A 15,352-nucleotide genomic window follows, 5' to 3' on the forward strand; every position below is an offset into this window, starting at 1 on the left:
CCCCTCCCTTTCCAGGGAGGGGAGCTTGCGATCGTCCCCGCCTGGCGCAAACCGCTCGCGCACCTCGCCGCCGCGTGGCTCGCCATCCTCGCGCTGTTCCGCCGCGACACCGTGGACATGGCGGCGATCTGGTGGAACGATTCGAACTTCGGACACCTGCTGTTCGTCCCGCCGATCCTCGTCTGGCTGGTGTGGCAGCGGCGGCAGGCGCTGGCGGAGATTGCCCCGCGCGCCTGGTGGCCGGCGCTCGCGCTGGTCGGGGCGGGCGGCCTGGCCTGGCTGCTCGGCGAGGCGGCGGGGGTCGCGCTCGTGCGCCATCTCGCCCTGGTGCTGATGCTGCAGGGCGCCGTGGTGATGCTGCTCGGGCCGCACATCGCTCGCGCTCTCTTCTTCCCGCTCGCCTATGCGCTGTTCCTCGTTCCCTTCGGCGATTTCCTCGTCCAGCCGCTGCAGATGCTCACGGCGGAGATGTGCATGGCGCTGCTCCACCTGTTCGGCGTTCCCGCAACGATGGACGGCGTGCTGATCCGCATCCCGAACGGCTATTTCGAGGTGGCGGAGGCCTGCGCGGGCGCCAATTTCGTGCTGGCGATGGCGGCCTTCGCGGTGCTCGCGGCGCATCTCTGCTTTCGAAGCTGGCGGCGGCGCGCCGCGTTCCTCGTCTTCGCGCTCGCCATGCCGGTGATCGCCAACGGCATCCGCGCCTTCGCGACCATCTGGCTCGCCTGGCTGACCGATATCGACACCGCCGCGGGGTTCGATCACGTCGTCTATGGCTGGTTTTTCTTCGCCGCGGTGATGGCGCTGGTCGTCGCGACGGCGTGGCGCTTCTTCGACCGCGCGCCGGGCGAGATCGCGATCGATCCGGCGCGCTTCGCTCCATCCGCCGCCACGCTGAAGCCGGTACTGGCGCTTGCGCTGGTCGTCGGCCTTGTCGCGACGCCATTCATCTGGAGCCGCGTCACCGCCGCGCGATCCGCCGCCGTCACCCATATCGACCTCCCCGCCGTCCCCGGCTGGCGGCGTACCGCACCGGCGGGCGAGCCCTGGGCGCCGCATTATGCCGGCGCCGATCTGCGCCTGATGGGCAGCTACGTCGATGCGTCGGGCGCGCAGGTCGAGCTCGCCATCGCCGCCTATGCCCGGCAGGACGAGGGGCGAGAGCTGGTCGGCTTTGGCCAGGGCGCGATCGGCCCCGGCAGCCGCTGGATCTGGACCAGCGCCGCGCCCGGTGCGCCGCACGCCCGCGCCGAGCGGATCACCGGCCCCGGCGGGGTGGTGCGCGAGGTTCTGACCTTCTATCGCGTCGGCGGGCAAATGACGGGCAGCGAGACGCGGGTGAAGCTGGAGACGATGAAGGCGCGGCTGCTCGGCAGCGATCCGCGGGCGGTGGCGGTGACCGTCTCCGGCACCGATCGCGCGGCGATCGACCGTTTCCTGCGCGACCTCGGCCCCATTGAGGGCATTCTCTAGATGTGCGGCATCGCGGGAATCTTCCATCCCGCCACGCCCAAGCCCGTCGATCCCGCGCGCCTCGTCGCGATGGCCGATGCGATGGCGCATCGCGGGCCGGACGGGGCGGGGGTGTGGACCGCGCCCGGCATCGGCCTCGCGCATCGCCGCCTCTCGATCATCGACGTCGCCGGATCGCCGCAGCCGATGCAGGACGGCGATCTGGTCGTCAGCTACAATGGCGAAATTTACAATTACAAGGCGCTGCGCGCCGAACTTGCCGCCACGGGCGCGATGTTCAGAACCGATGGCGACACCGAGGTGCTGCTCCACGGCTGGCGCAAATGGGGCGAGGGGCTGCTCGATCGCCTGACCGGCATGTTCGCCTTCGCGCTGTGGGACGGGACCGCGCAGACGCTGTTCCTCGCGCGTGACCGCTTCGGCGTGAAGCCGCTCCATTATGCCCAGCTGACCGACGGCAGCATTGCCTTCGCGTCCGAATTGAAGGGGTTGCTGGCGCATCCTCTGCTGCGGCGCGAGCCCGATATCCGCGCGGTCGAGGATTTCATGGCGCTGGGCTATGTGCCCGACGACGCCTGCCTGATTACCGGCGTGCACAAGCTGCCCGCCGGCCATTTCCTGCCCCTCCGGCGCGGCAAGCCGCTGACGGTGCCGCGCCAATGGTGGGATATCGATTTTTCGCGGCGCGCCAGGGGCTCCGCCGCCGATCTCGCCGACGAGCTGCTCCAGCGGATGCGCGCGGCGGTGACGTCGCGCATGGTGTCGGACGTGCCGCTCGGCGCGTTCCTCTCGGGCGGCGTCGACAGCTCGGCCGTGGTCGCGCTGATGGCGGAGGCGAGCGGGCAGGCGGTCAAGACCTGCACCATCGGTTTCAACGAAACGGATCACGACGAGAGCGCCTATGCCGCGCAGATCGCCCAGCGCTTCGCCACCGATCACCGCGCGCGAACGGTCGCCTCGGACGATTTCGACCTTATCGGCCGGCTCGCCGCCGCGTTCGACGAGCCGTTCGCCGACGCCTCGGCGCTCGCCACCTGGCAGGTCTGCGCGCTCGCCCGCGAAACGGTGACGGTGGCGCTGTCGGGCGACGGCGCGGACGAGGCGCTGGCCGGATATCGCCGCTACAAGTTCCAGGCGGCCGAGGAACGTGCGCGGAGTCTCATCCCGTCCGCGCTCCGCCGCCCGCTGTTCGGCGGACTGGGACGGCTATGGCCCAAGGCGGATTGGGCGCCGCGCCCGCTGCGTTTCAAGACCACCCTGCTCGCGCTCGCCGATGACGGGGCGGAGGCCTATGCCCGCTCGGTCGGCGTCACCACGCCCGCCATCCGCGGCCGTCTGTTCTCCGACGCGGCCAGGCGCGCGCTCGGCGGGCACCGGGCGGAGGAGCGCTATGTCGACGCGATGCGCGACGCGCCCGCGCGCGACGCGATCGACCGTGCGCAATATGCCGATATCAAGCACTGGCTGCCCGGCGACATCCTGACCAAGGTCGATCGCACCAGCATGGATGTGAGCCTGGAGGCGCGCGAGCCGCTGCTCGATCACGAGCTCGTCCAGTTCTGCGCCAGCCTGCCCGCGTCGATGCGGCTCAGGCGCGGCGAGGGGAAGTGGCTGATGAAGCGCGCGCTCCGCCGCCATCTGCCCGACGATATCCTCCACCGGCGGAAGATGGGCTTCGTCACGCCCGTCAGCGCATGGTTCCGCGGCCCACTGGCCGACGAGGCGCAGCGCCTCGCGCGCTCCCCCACGCTGGCCGATACCGGCTGGTTCGACATGCCGGCGATCGAGCGCCTCGCCGCCGATCACCGCGCCGGCCGCGCGGAGCATGGCCGCACGCTGTGGCAGCTGGCGATGCTCGATCGAAGCCTGGTGCGGCTGTTCCCCTAAATCCTCCCCCGCTGATAGTTGACACTTCATTCCGGAGTGGGCGGGATTGACCGGGACCAGGCGGGATTACGCGGGATAAAGGGCGCATTTCCGGGCCTCTCCGGAGGGGTGTTGCAAAAAATCGGCCTCGCGGCTGTGTCTAGAGTCGGGGGCGGATTAGACATCGCTGCGACAAGAGCGACTAGAGTCGGCGGCGTCAAGCCGGCCGGCCCGTCAAGCGCCTCTTAGGGGCGGAAAAGCGCCAGTTAAGCGACCAATGAGAAGGCGGCCGCGGCGTCCCCGCTGCGCCGGCGGCCATGCGGAAGTGGGACCAAGGGGGTCCCAGTTCGCGCGGCGGGGTCCCAGTTTCGATTCGGCGCGGATTTCCGGGCGATCGAGGGCCAAGGAGGGCTCAAAGCCGCGAAGCGGGATCGCGCGGAACTGGGACCGTTTTTTCGTCATCGACGAGATCGGGAAACGGATGGGGCTCGTCGAGGCCAAAGACGCCTGGGCGATGCTCTCCCTCCACCAGGTCGGGCCGGACGGTGACCGTTCCGCTGAAGACGCGCGCCACGATCTGCGCGGCGGCGTCGTTCGCCGTCCGCTCGCCTTTCAGGCCAAGCTCACGCTGCTGATGGCCCGCGAGCATCTTGAGCTGGATGCCAATGCGCATCCGAAGTTCGTCATGGTCGACAATGTGCATGAGAACGATTGGAGAACATCGAATCGCGGGATGTCAATATTGACGCCAGACGGCAGGAGCAACCTCGCCCTCCCCCGTGGCGAGCCAGCGCGGGCTGACCCCGAGCGCATCCGCGAGCGGAAACAGGACGTCGGCGCGGCAAAGCCTGCCCTCCCAGAAATTCTGCAGCGTCGCCTTTTTTGTTCCGCTCTCTCTACTCAGGTCCGAAAGGCCCCAGCCAAGCTCCGCCGCACGCGTGCGAATGCGCTCGCCAAACATCTCCGCCCGCACACCGGTCATCGGTCCAAGCGCTCCCTGTCCGTTTCTTTGGTATAGCCGACCCAGAAGCGACGACCATCGTCAGTCGTACCTACAAGCGCGATACGATCCCCCTCGTCGACCTCGCGCCAGTTGCGATCGGTCGTTTCGTACCTCTCGGCGAAGCGATCCATTTCCCGCAATGCGGCTTGGCGGCGCAGTTCGACTGGAGTTAGGATTTCGTCAGCCATTTCGATCCTCCATGATCGTTGTGGTCAGAGCCGGTGCGGGTCTAGACCACCCGCCCGGCTCGAACGTTATAGCTCAGGCTAATCGCACCTCCAACAACCGAAGAGCCGTAGTGCTAGATGGCCTTGATGGTCAGCAAGCGGACGCACGCGCCGGAGCCGATGAGCCGGACGCCGGGGAGATCAACGCGATAGGGCCGTCCGCCCGCGTGAGCGAGGGATTGGACCTGCTCTGTCGACAACTTTGCAGCCGGCGCTACCGCGTCAAGCACTTGACCAGCAATGCGTGCTATCTGCGCTGGCTCTCCGCACCGGTCGGCGATACCGGCACCAATGCGCAGCTGCCAGACGCGACCGTCAGGGAGCGTGAAGATCACAGCGGAACCCGCTTGCGCGGCAACCATCCTGCTGTAACCGCCCGTAAAGCCGTCTTCCTCGGGATCACCGAGAACGCCCGCCGCCCAAGGTCGGCCAAGCTGCTCGATGAGATCACGAGCGTCGACCTCGTCCAGGTCGAACGCAGCCACTTCATCGCGCTCCAGCTCGGCCACGGTAACGTTGAGCGCAGGAGGCTCGGGTGCGCGGCGCTCGTCGGCGTTGCCGCAGGCGGCTACAAGACTGACGGCGGCAAGAGCGCAAAATCGCCATGAGAAGGAGGACGGGAGCCTTCTACTCATTGGACTGGTGCCGGAAGGACGTCGCTGGGTCATGGAGGGTGGCCAAGGCGCCTCCGCCGGCCTTCAGGTCGCCGACCGGTACGGTGTTGCCGGTCAGGATCATCAACATCGTCATGACCGCCTCCCGCTCGCGCGCGCTCAACTTTCCCAGCATATCCTGGAACAGCCGCTCCTCGGCTCCGAGGCTGCCGTTCGCGCGTTCGCCGGTGAGGACATAGCCGATATCGACGCCGTGTTCCCCCACCCATAGCAAATACTCAACCGTGGGCGGCGTCCGGCCTGCCTCGTAAGAGCCTTGGCTGTTCTTCGATACCCCGCCCCATTTGGCGAACTCGGTCTGATCCACCCCCAGCCGCACCCGCTCTGCTCGGAGGCGCTGGCCAACCGCCTGCAGGGTCATGCGAACACCCTCGGAGAGAGCAAGACAAGCCAAACGCACTTCATGGCTTGTCGAATCACAGATGGTTGTGCATATCCAACTCGTCGGCCCAACGAGTTGGACTTTCGATCATGCTGCTCAAGACGATGCACCGCGAGGACGTAAAATCGGCGATCCGCAAGAAGTACGGCTCGCTCAACGCGTTCTACGAGGCCGAAAATCTCGCGAAGAGGTCGGTAAGCGACCTGTTCCGCGGCCGCACGAGCGGCCCCACGGCCGAGGCGGTCGAAAGGGTTCTTCAAGAGCAGGTCTCCGAATCCAACTCTTTGGATTGTAGCAGCGCGCCGGCCCCGGTTCACCGTCCAAATGAGGCAGGTGAATAGACATGCCGACCGCCCCTGACCTCACAAACCTTGAAGCGGACACGCTGCAGGACTTCGTCCTTGTTCGCACCGATCAAGTCGATCGTGGCGACAGGATGCGCGATATCGATCCGGTTTGGGCGGAAGCGCTCGGCCAGGTCATGCTGCGCGAAGGTCAGCGCACGCCGATCGAGATTTGCCGCCTTCCCGGAGCAACGCGTTGGACGCTGGTTACAGGCGGCCATCGCCACGCCGGCGCGGAGCTGGTCGACATCCAATATCTGCGCGCCGAGATCGTCAGCGCCAACCGCGATGATCGGCGAATGCGCGAGGTTTCGGAAAACCTCTGGCGGCGCGACCTCGATCCGCTCGATCGCGCGGCCTTCGTTGCCGAAGCGGTGGCGATCCACAAGCGGCGCGCGGGTATCGATCCGCAGGCCGATGGGCGTGCGGTGTCTGCGGCGGTTCGATGGCAGAAAAGCCTGAAGGCCGATGCGCAGGATGCAAACGTCACTATGACGGTTGCATATGGCCTGACCGATGAAGTTGCTGCTGAGCTTGGCTTTTCACCCAGCACGGTGGAGCGCTCCCTCCTCCTCCATCGCCGTCTTCTCCCCTCACTGGTGGCCCGCCTGCGGGATGAGCGGCATCCGATCCTGAGCAACGCCTCGCAGCTGCGCGCGCTCGCCAAGCTGGATGCAGGCGAACAGGAAAAGGTGGTCGACAAGCTGCTGTTTTCGGGTGCCCCCGCGAAGAGCGTATCCGACGCGCTGGCGCGTGTGCGCGGCAGCAACCGGGCGGTCGACCCGGAGGCGAAGCGGCTTTCGGCCTTTATCGGCTCGTTCCAGCGCATGGGCCTGTCCGAGAAGAAGGGCGCGCTGTTCCAGCTGCGCGGGCTGATGCCGGCCGGTCACCGCTTGATCGACGAGAGCCATGAGAGCCGGCCGGACGACCGATACCGGATCGAGATGGTCGAGGCGATGGAAGCGGCCTTCGACCTTCTGCTGCGCCTGCAGGGCGACGGCGAGCCGGTCGAGGACGAGGAGATCGCGGCGGCGAAAGGCAAGCTGCAGATGGCGCTGATGGTCGCCAACACAGGCGCGGTGCCGATGCCGGGAGCGGCGGCGTGAGGCCGGGTCGCCTTGCCGATGGGCGGATCGACATGCGGCCTGTGCGCGAGTGCGCCTGTGCGGCGACCTTGTGCCGCGCCACGGTGCAGCGCGGCCAAGTGTTCTGCCCGGACCATTACTGGTCTCTGCCCGAGGCGGTGCGCCGGGCGATCCCCAATGCGTTCCGCGCCGGCCAGTTCGCGGTGTTCCGCGAGGCCGTCGCCGAGGCGCGCGACCTGATCGACGCGCGCGAATTCCAGCCCCTATTTCCGGGAGAAGCGGCATGACGGACGGCGTGTTCCGCACCGTGGGCGTGGCCCACCAGGTGGGCGAGAAGGCGGCGCGCGCGCTCGCCGAGGCGATCGACGGTTTCGTCGTCGCGGTCGAGCCGATCGCGGAGCGCGGCGGCAGCTTCTCGTGCGAGTTCGTCGTCGCCGACCCGAGCGAAAATCTCGTGCGCGGGAGGATCGCGTGAGGGGCGGAGCCATGCATGACGAGGATATCGCGATGGATGTGGCCGTTGCCGCTGCCGTTGCGGTGGCAAAGGCCTCCGGCGGCACCTTCGTCGGTTGCTCAGCGTCGCAAGGCGATGACGGGCGCTGGGAGGCCAAGTTCTCGGTCGCGGTCGGATCGCGGCGTCGACCGCAGATTCTCCATGGACGGCTGTCGTGACCGCCGCCACCGACACCGTCCGCCGCCTGGCGAGGCATCGCGCCGAGATGCAGCGCGCGCTCGCCGACAATTGCTCGCTGGACGAAGCGCGCGACCGCATCGCGCGGGACCGGTGGCAGGCGGCCACCGATAGCCTGGCGCGGCGGTGCGGCACGGTCGCGGCGCCGGTGCGCCATCCGAACATCCGGCTGCCCTACAAGGACGACGACGCATGAGCCGCGTCGTGCCCTTCCGCGGCAAACGTCCACCCCAATCAAACCTCCGCATGCCGCGTGAGGCGCTGTCGCCGGGGCTTGTTGGCGCGCTGGTCGGCGATTCGCCACTCGTCGTCAGCCGCATCGATCGCCCCGCGCGCAGCCGCGCCGAAATCGAGCAGGCGATCGAGCAGCTGATCGGCTTACTCGATGCAATCGATGGCGACCCGGATTTCGAGCCGGAGGAAGATGCCGAGCATGACGGCCGCGAGCCGTTCGGCGGCAAAATCCGGGGGGGGGGGGGCAGATGACTGACGCTCGCCATCCCGCGCCACGCATCCGCGTCGGCGCGCCCGGCGCGGCAATCGCGCCGATCACCAGCCGCCTGGGCGACATTGAGAAGGTGTGTAGCGCGATCACCTGGCTGCGCAGCCATGGCGTGTCGGTGTCTAGCGCCGGCGACGGCCGCTGGTGGGTGTCGGGCGGCTTCGCCGCGCCGTTCGCCGGGGTCGACCTGGTCGCGCTCGCGCGGCGCAAAGGATTCGATGGGGGGCGTGATCGTGGCGATCAGCCGGCGCTGCTGGGCGTCGGCCAGCGGGGTTCGAATCCCCCGCTCTCCACCACCCTTTCAGGAGAGGAGCACTTCCGTGAAGAATAAGCTGATCGACTTGAACAATCACCTTTTCGCGCAGCTTGAGCGGCTGTCCGACGAGGAGCTGACCGCCGAGCAGATCGAGGTCGAGGTCAAGCGCGCCGATGCGATCGTGGCGGTGTCCGAGCAGGTCGTGCGCGGCGCGGCGCTCACGCTGCAGGCGGTGAAGGTGCTCGCGGATCACGGCGATCGCTTCAAGCCGCACCTCGCGATGATCGAGGGGCCGAAGGAGTGAAAGGTCGGGCGATCCATTATTCGGCCGAGGAGCTGACGTGGCTGGAGGAGAACCGCGAGATGTCGCGGCGCGACCTGCACCGGCTATTCGTCATGTTCTTCGGCCGCGACGATGTATCGCCCGATCATATCAAGGCGCTCTGCAGCCGGAAGGGGTGGAAGACGGGCCGAACCGGCCAGTTCGCGCCGGGGATGACGCCTAGCAACAAGGGCAAGTCGATGCCCTTCAACGCGAATAGCGCGCGTACTCAGTTCAAGAAGGGCAGCATGAGCGGCCGGGCGCGCGCGCTGTACAAGCCGATCGGGACCGAGCGCCTCAGCAAGGAGGGCTATGTCGAGCGGAAAATCCACGACGGCTTGCCCCTGCAATCGCGGTGGCGCGCCGTCCACCTGATCCGGTGGGAAGAGCAGAACGGCCCGTTGCCCAGGGGCATGTGCCTCAAATGCCTCGACGCCAACCGGCTCAACACCGACCCGTCAAACTGGGCCGCGATTCCGCGAGCTTTGCTGCCGCGCCTCGCCGGTCGCTGGACGATGCCATACGATTCCGCACCCGACGAGTTGAAGCCCGTCATTTTGGCGATGGCCAAGGTGAAGCACGCGGCCAAGGAGCGCGCCAGCGATGCCGGTTGATCCCCGCATCCAGGCCGCGCTGGATGCGCCGCTCCGGGGCCAGCGCAACGAATTTGCGCCCAAGCGCGGGAGCGCGAAGCTCGGACGCGGATATTTCTTGCGGCCCGGATCGGGACCAGAGGGCGAAACATGCGGCAGCTGCGCGCATTTTCGACGCCGCACTTATTCCCAGACCTATTTCAAATGCGCGCTGACAGAGACTCGCGGCGGCGCAACCGACATTCGGGTTTCTTCGCCGGCCTGCTCGGGTTGGGAGGCGCACGGTGCGTAAAGTTAGAACGCATCCCGATCAGATCGCGTTTGCATTTGAGGCGCCGCAGCCGGCGCGTGGCGACGCTCAGCTGGCGGGGCTGGACCGCGCCGTGGCGGGCATCGTCGGCACCGCGCTGAAGGACGACGTGCGCTCGCGCGACGAGATCGCGGGGGCGATGACGGCGCTGTTGAGCGAGCCGGTGAGCCGGCTGATGCTCGACGCTTACGCCTCGCCGGCGCGAGAGGGACACAACATCTCCTTCGGCCGGGCGCTGGCGCTGATCGCGGTGACCGAGCGGTTCGACCTGCTCGACCAGCTGCTGCGCCGGATCGGCGCGGCGGTGCTGGTGGGCGAGGAGATCAATGCGGCGCTGCTCGGCCATCTGCAGGCGCGCAAGCGCCAGATCGACGCCGAAATCCGCGCCGTCCAACAGCGAACGACACCGATTTTCAGGGGGAACGACGCTTGATCGCGACGGGGGGGAAGCAGTGGTTCACGGCGGCCGAGCTGGCCGCGCTCGCCTTGCCCGGCCTGTCCAAGGCCAAGCGCAAGATCAACGAGCGCGCCACCATCGAACGCTGGGCGCTGCGGGTCGATGTGGACGGGCAGCCGCTGGCGCGGCCGCGCGCCGGCCGGGGCGGCGGGCTGGAATTCCATATCGGCATCCTGCCCGCGGCCGCGCGCACCGCGCTGGTCGATCGCGGCATCGCGATGGGCGAGAGCGCGCCACGACCGGCCAACGACGCGCGCTCGCCGGGTTGGGCCTGGCTGGAGCGGCAGAGCGACAAGGTGAAGGCCGAGGCGCAGCGCCGGATGGCGGCGATCGAGGCGATCGAGGCGCATGAGGCGGCGGGGCTCACCCGCACGGCGGCGATCGCGCTGGTCGCCGATCGGACGTGCGCCGGCAGCTCGACGATCTGGACCTGGCTGACACTGATCGATGGCGTGCCGCTGGCCGACCGGCTGCCGGCGCTCGCCCCCCGACGCGCCGGTGGAGGAAATGAAGTGGACGTGGAACCCCATATCTGGCGCACGCTGGTTTCGGACTATCTGCGCGCTGAGCGACCGACCTTTTCGAGCTGCTACCGTCGCGCGGCCGAGCAGGCCAAGGCGATGGGCGTTACGCTGCCACATCAGCGCACGCTGCAGCGGAGGCTGGAGCGCGACATCCCTCCCCAGCTCGTCGTCGCCAGGCGCGAGGGCGCGGAAGCCCTGCGAGCGATGCTGCCGCCGCAACAGCGCTCGGTTTCGGCGATGCATGCGATGCAGGCGGTCAATATCGACGGCCACCGCTGGGACGTGTTCGTCCGCTGGCCCGACGGCACGATCGGCCGGCCGACCATGGTTGCGATCCAGGACATCTACAGCCGCAAGATTCTCGCTTGGCGCATCGCCGAAACCGAGAGCGCGGTGCTGACCAGGCTCGCCTTCGCCGACCTGTTCCGCGATTTCGGCATTCCCGCCGAATGCCTGATGGACAATGGCCGGGCGTTCGCATCGAAATGGATTTCGGGCGGCGCGGAGACTAGGTTCCGCTTCAAGATCAAGGAAGACGAGCCGACCGGGCTGCTCACCGGGCTCGGGATCAAGCTGCACTGGGCGCAGCCTTATCGCGGCCAGTCCAAGCCGATCGAGCGCGCTTTTCGCGACCTATGCGATGCGGTGGCCAAGCACCCGGCGTTCGCGGGGGCCTATACGGGCAACCGCCCCGACGCGAAGCCCGAGAATTACGGCGAGAAGGCAGTGCCGATCGACGTGTTCCGCGCCGTCGTCGCCAAGGGCATCGCCGCGCACAATGCGCGCGCCGGCCGACGCACCGAAGTGGCGAACGGCCGCAGCTTCGACGACGTGTTCGCCGAGAGCTACGCCGCGTCGGCGATCGGCAAGGCGACGCCCGAGCAGATGCGCATGGCGCTGCTGACCGGGGAGCAGCTGTCGGCCGATCGCAAGTCGGGCGAGCTGAAGATCGCCGGCAACCGCTACTGGGCGAGCGAGCTGGCCGACCATGCCGGCAAGAAGCTGACGGTACGGTTCGATCCCGACAACCTACACCAGGCGATCCACGTCTACGATCGGACGGGCCGCTACATCTGCGCCGCCGAGCCGATCGCGCCGACAGGCTTCTTCGACATGGCGTCGGCAAAGGACCGCGCGCGGCAGGAAAAGGAACTACGCCGCCACGTGCGCGAGGCCGAGCAGCTGCAGGACCTGATCGCCGCCGCCGATCTCGCGGCAATGCTGCCAGACCATGCCGACGAGGAGCAGCTGCCCGCGCCGGGCGCGGTGCGGATGGTCCGCCACCAGCCGCGCGGCCGCGCCGCGGCGGCGCTGAAGCCCGCTTCAGAGGCGCGTGAAGCGCCTCTCAACCCCGTCATCGACCGGCTCGGAGCGGCGCTCCGGGTGGTCCGGTGAACAGCGTGCCGGGCGCATTCCCGGCTGAGAAGAGGAGAACGCAAATGACCAGATGGCTGGCAATTTACTCCAACGCGATGGGCAATTCGCAGGCCGCAATGATCACATCTGTGAATGCTGGTCTGCCCTTTGGGATCTTACCCGAAGAGCTTGGCCTGCAGGATTATGAATCGGCGGCGACCGTCACGCTCATCGAGATGCCTGACGGCGATTTCCGGCCGACCGTCGTCGACGTCGATGCCGACGCCGAAGTCGCAATGACCTTCATCGATCTCTGACGAAATGGGCCGCGACCGGGGTGGAAGCCCGGCCGCGGCCTTGTGTGCCCAAGCACGAAAGGACGCGTATCATGAACAATCCCGACACTCTAGCCATCGACGTCGAGGCCGAGCGCGCCTGGCTCAATGCCTACAAGGCGGACACCCGGCTCAGCTGGTCCGAGATCGGCCCGAAGATGGGTATTCCTGGCGGCACCCTCTCTCCCTTCGCGCTCAACAGCTACAATGGCGACAACGAGCGGATCGCGCGCGCGGTGTTCTCCTACCGCCAGCTGCTGACGAGCCAGGCCGAGCTGGCGATCGCGATGCCCGACCGGCCCAATTATTTCGAGACGCCGACCTCGCGCCGCGTGACCACCATGCTGCAGGTGGCGCATCGGGGCCGGATCACGGTGATCGCGACCGCTCCCGGCCTGGGCAAGACCGAGGCGGTCAAGAACTACCAGGCGAGCGTCCCGCAGGTGTGGCGCGCCACCATGAAGCCTTCGACCGGCGGAATCATGACCATGCAGGTCAAGATACTCGCTTCGATGGGCGAGCCGGACGCCAAGGGCACGCCGCTCGCGCTGACCACCCGCATCGAGCGGCTGGTGCGCGGCACCGGCGGACTGCTGGTGATCGATGAGGCGCAGAATCTCGGCGAAAAGGCGCTGGAGGAAGTCCGCGGATGGCACGACGAGACCGGCATCGGCGTCGCGCTGGTGGGCAACGAAGACGTGCTGCTCCGCCTGGAACTGGGCAGCAAGAAGGACGCGTTCGCGCGCCTCGCCAGCCGTGTCGCCAACCGCTTCATCGCGCGCGGGCCGATGGAGGGCGACGCCGCCGCGCTAGCCGATGCCTGGAGGGTCGATGCGGCCGACCAGCGCGGGTTCCTGGCCGATGTCGCCAAGCGGCCGGGCGCTCTCCGCACCTGTACGATGGTGATGGAAACCGCGCACATGCTCGCGGCCGCCGAGAACGACGCGCTGAAGCTCGCGCATCTGCAGGACGCCTGGTCGCATCTGTCGACCCGGCAGCTCGCGGCATGAGGGGGCGTTCCGCCCAGGAGCGCCGCCGCGTCGACGAAGCGGCGCGCCAGTTCGGCCTTTCGCCGCGCTCGGTGATCGCCGCGACGACTCCGCATCGCGGCTGGCGCAAGGCGTGGGCGATCCTGTGGGGCACCGGGCCGCTCGATTTCGCGCTCGCGGCAGGCGGAGCCCTTGCCGTCGCGACCGCCATTCTCGTCGTGGTGCCGCTGATCGCGGTGGCGATCGGCGCGCTGGTGGGGCCGGCGCGATGACGCCGCTCCGCCTGTCGCTGCCGCTCGACGCCGCGGCGATCGCCGCGATCAACGCGCTCGGCCGGGGCGTGACGATCACGGTCGAGGGCGATCTCGACCGCCGGTGGACGATCGCCGACATCATCGCCTGGGTGGCGTTCGAGACCGGAGTGTCGCGACGCGAGATTATCGGAGAGGGCCGCACCGCCAGGCAGGCGCGCGCGCGATTTGCCATCACCTGGGGCGCCCGCACGATTTTGGCGTGCAGCTCCTCCGTCATCGGCCGCTCGATCGGCGGGCGCGACCACACCGTCGCGCTCTACCAGCTTCGCCGCGCTGAGCAGCTGCGGCTGCGGGATCCGGCGTTCCGCGCGCTCACCAACCGCATGATCGACCGCTTTTCGGGAGGACCGCAATGACCCTTCGACGTAGCTCAGGGCAGGCCGGAAAGGCCCAGTTCAACCCCGCCCAGCAGCGCCGGCGCGGGATGCTCGCCAAGATCCACATCGCGCAGAAGCAGCTCGGGCTGACCGAGGACGATTATCGCGCGGTGCTGATCCGCGTCACCGGCCTCGACAGCGCCGGCGCGATGTCCGACGCCGAGCTGGAGCGCGTCGTCGCCGAGCTGACCCGGCTGGGCTTCCGGGCCAAGGCCGACGGCAAGGCGAAGCCGGCGATGCATCCGGTGGCGCTGAAGGCGCGGGCGATGTGGATCTCGCTCCACCAGCTCGGCGTGGTCGAGAACCCGAGCGAGCAGGCGCTGGAGGCGTTCGCCGCGCGCCAGCTCGGCGTGGTCAAGTGGCACTGGGCCAACCAGGCCTGGGGCTACAAGCTGATCGAGGCGCTGAAGGCGATGGCCCAGCGCGCCGGTTGGGACCAGCATCTGGAAGGCGTCGCGCCCGCGGCCAAGGCGCGCATCCTCAAGCGCCGGCTGGCCGAGCGGCTGTTCGCGATGCTGAAGCATGAGGGCCTGATCCCGCACCACTGGGACATCCTGCTCGCCGCCGAGCGGCTGGCAGGCGTCGAGATCGGGGGCGGCTGGTGGCAGGCGAGCGCCGAGGACGCCGACCGCGTCGTCCAGGCGTTCGCCCAGGCGCGCCGCGCACCGATGAAGCCGGTCTCCGCGCTGGAGCTGGTCCGGTGAGCGCGCCTCGCTATTTCGCGCGCGAGCCGGTCGAATCGGTCGAATTCGCCTCGCTGCCGCTGCTGGCGAGCGGCCGCCGCCGGCCGCCCCGCCGCCTCGTCTGGTTCGCCCTGGGCGCGATCGCCGCGGTGCTGGCGCAGCTGCTGGCGTGAACGCGCACCGCGCCATTTCGGCCGCCGCGGGCGAGCTGGGGGAGATCACGCAGGTGATCGGCCCCGACGCCGCGCGCAAGCTGGTCGACGCGCTGGGCGGGACCGACCTCTACATCCCCAAGCTGATCGGCCGCCACAATCCGATCATGGTGGCGATCGGTCCGGCGGCGTCGGCGCGCCTGGCCGAGTATTACCACGGCAGGGTAATCAAGCTGCCCAAGGCGCATGCGCGCCGGCAGCGCGCGCTGGAGCTGGCGCGCCAAGCGAAGGAATCGGGCGGCGAGATCCGCATCGCCGACGTGGCGCTCGCCACCGACTTTACCGAGCGGCACATCTACCGGATGTTGGCGCGCGACGAGGCCGATTCGGACGGCGACGCCGACGACGGCCAGCCCGACCTGTTCGAGACCCCCTGA

26 protein-coding genes are annotated in these 15,352 nt (G+C 68.4%); 22 read left to right on the forward strand and 4 right to left on the reverse strand.

Annotated features, from left to right (window positions below):
* Positions 1–30 precede the first annotated feature (30 nt).
* On the forward strand, positions 31–1,473 hold the full coding sequence (xrtA, locus tag D1610_RS11445; protein WP_425453221.1) for an exosortase A: 1,443 nt from the start codon (positions 31–33) through the stop codon (positions 1,471–1,473).
* Complete coding sequence (locus D1610_RS11450; protein WP_118864324.1) at positions 1,474–3,360, forward strand: XrtA/PEP-CTERM system amidotransferase; 1,887 nt, start codon at positions 1,474–1,476, stop codon at positions 3,358–3,360. It abuts the gene before it with no gap.
* A gap of 391 nt (positions 3,361–3,751) precedes the next feature.
* Here D1610_RS11450 and D1610_RS11455 read toward each other — a convergent pair whose 3' ends face one another.
* From D1610_RS11455 to D1610_RS16870, 3 genes are read right to left on the reverse strand one after another with little or no spacing between them, the layout of a single operon-like run.
* Positions 3,752–4,042 (reverse strand): hypothetical protein, encoded by a 291-nt coding sequence (locus D1610_RS11455; protein ID WP_118864325.1) that lies wholly within the window; start codon positions 4,040–4,042, stop codon positions 3,752–3,754.
* Between the two features lie 33 nt (positions 4,043–4,075).
* Entirely contained in the window at positions 4,076–4,321 is a 246-nt protein-coding gene (locus tag D1610_RS11460; protein WP_118864326.1) for a helix-turn-helix domain-containing protein, read from the reverse strand.
* Entirely contained in the window at positions 4,318–4,530 is a 213-nt protein-coding gene (locus tag D1610_RS16870; RefSeq protein WP_147414318.1) for a hypothetical protein, read from the reverse strand. The genes D1610_RS11460 and D1610_RS16870 overlap by 4 nt, the downstream gene beginning before the upstream one ends.
* Before the next feature lie 269 nt (positions 4,531–4,799).
* On the opposite strand from D1610_RS16870, the gene D1610_RS11465 reads away from it, so the two are divergent.
* Positions 4,800–5,177, forward strand: coding sequence for a hypothetical protein (locus tag D1610_RS11465; RefSeq protein ID WP_118864327.1), 378 nt, complete (start codon positions 4,800–4,802; stop codon positions 5,175–5,177).
* A gap of 19 nt (positions 5,178–5,196) precedes the next feature.
* Here D1610_RS11465 and D1610_RS11470 read toward each other — a convergent pair whose 3' ends face one another.
* Positions 5,197–5,604 carry a helix-turn-helix domain-containing protein gene (locus D1610_RS11470; protein ID WP_118864328.1) on the reverse strand — a complete coding sequence of 136 codons (408 nt, stop codon included), beginning with the start codon at positions 5,602–5,604 and terminating at the stop codon, positions 5,197–5,199.
* Positions 5,605–5,714: 110 nt separating this feature from the next.
* On the opposite strand from D1610_RS11470, the gene D1610_RS11475 reads away from it, so the two are divergent.
* The 19 genes from D1610_RS11475 (at position 5,715) to D1610_RS11565 (ending at position 15,352) form a co-directional block, all read left to right on the forward strand.
* Positions 5,715–5,966, forward strand: a complete 252-nt coding sequence (locus D1610_RS11475; protein ID WP_118864329.1) for a hypothetical protein — start codon at positions 5,715–5,717, stop codon at positions 5,964–5,966.
* Between the two features lie 2 nt (positions 5,967–5,968).
* On the forward strand, positions 5,969–7,075 hold the full coding sequence (locus D1610_RS11480; protein WP_118864330.1) for a ParB N-terminal domain-containing protein: 1,107 nt from the start codon (positions 5,969–5,971) through the stop codon (positions 7,073–7,075).
* Complete coding sequence (locus tag D1610_RS11485; protein WP_147414320.1) at positions 7,072–7,341, forward strand: hypothetical protein; 270 nt, start codon at positions 7,072–7,074, stop codon at positions 7,339–7,341. The genes D1610_RS11480 and D1610_RS11485 overlap by 4 nt, the downstream gene beginning before the upstream one ends.
* Entirely contained in the window at positions 7,338–7,529 is a 192-nt protein-coding gene (locus D1610_RS11490; protein WP_118864332.1) for a hypothetical protein, read from the forward strand. The genes D1610_RS11485 and D1610_RS11490 overlap by 4 nt, the downstream gene beginning before the upstream one ends.
* An 11-nt stretch (positions 7,530–7,540) precedes the next feature.
* On the forward strand, positions 7,541–7,726 hold the full coding sequence (locus tag D1610_RS11495) for a hypothetical protein (RefSeq protein ID WP_118864333.1): 186 nt from the start codon (positions 7,541–7,543) through the stop codon (positions 7,724–7,726).
* Positions 7,723–7,941 carry a hypothetical protein gene (locus D1610_RS11500; protein WP_118864334.1) on the forward strand — a complete coding sequence of 73 codons (219 nt, stop codon included), beginning with the start codon at positions 7,723–7,725 and terminating at the stop codon, positions 7,939–7,941. Before D1610_RS11495 ends, D1610_RS11500 begins: the two co-directional genes overlap by 4 nt.
* Entirely contained in the window at positions 7,938–8,231 is a 294-nt protein-coding gene (locus D1610_RS11505; RefSeq protein ID WP_147414321.1) for a hypothetical protein, read from the forward strand. The genes D1610_RS11500 and D1610_RS11505 overlap by 4 nt, the downstream gene beginning before the upstream one ends.
* Positions 8,228–8,578, forward strand: a complete 351-nt coding sequence (locus tag D1610_RS11510; RefSeq protein ID WP_118864336.1) for a hypothetical protein — start codon at positions 8,228–8,230, stop codon at positions 8,576–8,578. The genes D1610_RS11505 and D1610_RS11510 overlap by 4 nt, the downstream gene beginning before the upstream one ends.
* On the forward strand, positions 8,568–8,807 hold the full coding sequence (locus D1610_RS11515; RefSeq protein ID WP_118864337.1) for a hypothetical protein: 240 nt from the start codon (positions 8,568–8,570) through the stop codon (positions 8,805–8,807). The genes D1610_RS11510 and D1610_RS11515 overlap by 11 nt, the downstream gene beginning before the upstream one ends.
* A complete protein-coding gene (locus D1610_RS11520; RefSeq protein ID WP_118864338.1) occupies positions 8,804–9,439 on the forward strand; it encodes an HNH endonuclease in 636 nt (211 codons plus the stop codon). Before D1610_RS11515 ends, D1610_RS11520 begins: the two co-directional genes overlap by 4 nt.
* Positions 9,440–9,702: 263 nt before the next feature.
* Positions 9,703–10,161: a hypothetical protein gene (locus D1610_RS11530; RefSeq protein WP_118864340.1), complete on the forward strand. Its 459-nt coding sequence runs from the start codon at positions 9,703–9,705 to the stop codon at positions 10,159–10,161.
* The gene (locus D1610_RS11535; protein ID WP_118864341.1) at positions 10,158–12,104 is read left to right on the forward strand and encodes a transposase domain-containing protein; all 1,947 of its coding nucleotides are present in this window, start codon (positions 10,158–10,160) and stop codon (positions 12,102–12,104) included. The genes D1610_RS11530 and D1610_RS11535 overlap by 4 nt, the downstream gene beginning before the upstream one ends.
* A gap of 44 nt (positions 12,105–12,148) precedes the next feature.
* Complete coding sequence (locus D1610_RS11540) at positions 12,149–12,382, forward strand: hypothetical protein (protein WP_147414322.1); 234 nt, start codon at positions 12,149–12,151, stop codon at positions 12,380–12,382.
* 71 nt (positions 12,383–12,453) lie between these two features.
* Positions 12,454–13,410 carry an AAA family ATPase gene (locus tag D1610_RS11545; RefSeq protein ID WP_118864343.1) on the forward strand — a complete coding sequence of 319 codons (957 nt, stop codon included), beginning with the start codon at positions 12,454–12,456 and terminating at the stop codon, positions 13,408–13,410.
* On the forward strand, positions 13,407–13,661 hold the full coding sequence (locus D1610_RS11550) for a hypothetical protein (RefSeq protein WP_118864344.1): 255 nt from the start codon (positions 13,407–13,409) through the stop codon (positions 13,659–13,661). Before D1610_RS11545 ends, D1610_RS11550 begins: the two co-directional genes overlap by 4 nt.
* A complete protein-coding gene (locus D1610_RS11555) occupies positions 13,658–14,059 on the forward strand; it encodes a helix-turn-helix domain-containing protein (protein WP_118864345.1) in 402 nt (133 codons plus the stop codon). Before D1610_RS11550 ends, D1610_RS11555 begins: the two co-directional genes overlap by 4 nt.
* Positions 14,056–14,784 carry a gp16 family protein gene (locus D1610_RS11560; protein WP_118864346.1) on the forward strand — a complete coding sequence of 243 codons (729 nt, stop codon included), beginning with the start codon at positions 14,056–14,058 and terminating at the stop codon, positions 14,782–14,784. The genes D1610_RS11555 and D1610_RS11560 overlap by 4 nt, the downstream gene beginning before the upstream one ends.
* A complete protein-coding gene (locus D1610_RS17090) occupies positions 14,781–14,936 on the forward strand; it encodes a hypothetical protein (protein WP_182466800.1) in 156 nt (51 codons plus the stop codon). Before D1610_RS11560 ends, D1610_RS17090 begins: the two co-directional genes overlap by 4 nt.
* Complete coding sequence (locus D1610_RS11565) at positions 14,933–15,352, forward strand: hypothetical protein (RefSeq protein ID WP_118864347.1); 420 nt, start codon at positions 14,933–14,935, stop codon at positions 15,350–15,352. The genes D1610_RS17090 and D1610_RS11565 overlap by 4 nt, the downstream gene beginning before the upstream one ends.

The organism is Sphingomonas gilva, assembly GCF_003515075.1.
Taxonomy (GTDB): Bacteria; Pseudomonadota; Alphaproteobacteria; order Sphingomonadales; family Sphingomonadaceae; genus Sphingomonas; species Sphingomonas gilva.